This is a genomic window from Chamaesiphon sp. VAR_69_metabat_338, from assembly GCF_031423935.1.
Taxonomy (GTDB): Bacteria; Cyanobacteriota; Cyanobacteriia; order Cyanobacteriales; family Chamaesiphonaceae; genus Chamaesiphon.
Genome location: NZ_JANPGM010000741.1, coordinates 1 through 2,126, shown reverse-complemented (window position 1 = coordinate 2,126; position 2,126 = coordinate 1). Strand labels below are relative to the sequence as shown.

The 2,126-nt window shown below is 48.6% G+C and carries 1 protein-coding gene and 1 pseudogene; one reads left to right on the top strand and one right to left on the bottom strand.

All coding sequences use genetic code 11. The annotated features are described in order from the left end of the window. On the bottom strand, positions 1 to 885 hold an 885-nt coding region (purM, locus tag RMO84_RS20510), incomplete at its 3' end, for a phosphoribosylformylglycinamidine cyclo-ligase (protein ID WP_310490289.1). Between the two features lie 695 nt (positions 886 to 1,580). Here purM and RMO84_RS20505 point away from each other — a divergent pair. Continuing rightward, positions 1,581 to 1,955: pseudogene (locus tag RMO84_RS20505) on the top strand (septal ring lytic transglycosylase RlpA family protein); the annotation flags it as partial. Positions 1,956 to 2,126 lie beyond the last annotated feature (171 nt).

Here is a 2,126-nt window from a genome sequence, read left to right as displayed (position 1 = left end):
AAAAGTATTAAACATATCCACCGGAGCCACATTTCCGGCTTTCGCCAACCATTGAAATGCGGCTGGAATCTGCCAACTCTGGAGATCGAGCTGAATGGAATGACCCGCACCCAGACAGCGCGGTAAATTTTCTGGCAAACCGCCACCCGTGATATGTGCCATCCCCCGAATGGGTAATTGCTGTGCGATCGCCGCTAAAATCGGCTGCACATATATTTGAGTAGGCGTTAGATAGACCTGACCCAAACTTTTCCCTTCCAGCAGACTGGGCGTATCCTCCCACCGATGACCGCCATCGCTGACGATTTTGCGCACCAGACTGTAGCCATTACTATGAATGCCGCTACTGGCAAGCCCGATCGCCACATCGCCAATTTGGATCTCTTTACCATCGATCAGCTGGCTTTTTTCGGCAATTCCGACTGCGAATCCTGCCAAATCGTATTCACCCGACTGATAAAATCCTGGCATCTCCGCCGTCTCGCCACCGAGTAACGCACAGCCAGCTTGACGACAACCATCGGCAATCCCTGCGACTACCTGCGTCAATTGGGTCGAATTAAGCTTGCCAGTCGCCAAATAATCTAGAAAATATAACGGTTCGGCACCGCAAGTCAGAATGTCATTCACGCACATCGCCACCAAGTCGATACCGATCGACGCATGATTGTCTAATTCTTGAGCGATTTTGAGCTTGGTACCGACGCCATCAGTCCCCGAAACGAGCACTGGTTGTCGGTAGCCTGCGGGCAATTCAAACCAGCCACTAAAGCCACCTAAACCGCCTAAAACTCCGGGGCGATGGGTGCTGTGGACGAGGTTTTTGATGTTTTCGACAAACGCTCTCCCCGCCACCACATCGACACCTGCTTGTTGATAATCCATAGTTCTCCCGTACGCGATCGGCACAGGTATTCTACAGCGATCGCTCTCCACACCGCAAATTCACTAGTGTTGAACCGTTAATTTATCGATCGTCTACTCGGTCTCGATCGACAAGTTAACTTATCGTGGCTCGTACGTAACTCAAAGATTCACTTGTAGCAAGGCTATAATCTATACTTTTGATTTATCAAGTTCGATCGTCACCAGCCAAAATTTATTAAATTCTCGTCAAAAAGATTGCAATTTTTTATACATGTCAACCCAATTATCCTGAGAAATGCATTTGGATATGTTATATGAATAAATGTAACATATCGTTTTTGCTGATTAAATGCGTGCGGGGATCGTGTTGCTCAAAGCTGGGGTTGGTGGGGATCGCTCGGATTTATCGCAGTCGATCGGCACTTTTTTATACACACGCGATCCGATTTGTCAATGATTTTAACCAACTTTTTTGCCAAAAAGTTCGTGTTATGGTAGACCCATCGTTCCTCACACCGAGGTGAACACGGTAACAAGTATGAGCTGGCAATCGGTCGTTTTGTTCCCAATATCTGGGAAGACCGCACTTCTGTCTCAAAGATAAATAACGTTTCACAATAGGCAAAATGACTAACAAAACTTTGACTGGATTAACTGCTCTCGTAGCCACACTGACTCTATCTACAGCAGCGTCTGCTACACCATCAGTCAACTCCACTCAACCATCTGTTTCCGTCCCCTCGACCCAGCTCATCGCTCAAAGTGTCGGCCAAGCGTCTTTCTACGGTAACGAACCAGGCGAAGGCGGCCCGCTGACTGCTAATGGCGAAAGATATAACCCAGGTGGCTATACTGCCGCTCACAAAACTCTGCCTTTCGGTACTAGAGTTCGCGTTACCAGCCCGAGTACCGGACGCTCGGTAGTCGTTAGAATCAACGATCGCGGCCCGTATGCTGGCAACCGAGTTATCGATTTGTCTGTTGGTGCGGCTAGAGCGATCGGTCTGACCAACTCTGGTGTCGGTACCGTCCGCATGGAAATCGTCGGTGGCGGCGAAGGTCGTCGTCAAGGTCGTTACAATCGCTAAATGCCAGTGAGCTGCACTCTGAGGGTAAAATCGGTAGATCTAGAAGCAGTGGCCGTTGCTCGGACTACGCATTTTATCAGACCATTTCTAGCTCAAGCTAGCTAATTGTGATGAATAGCAGGTAAAAATTATCTTCAGTTGTTGAAAACTGCCAAGGAGGGGCGATCGAGT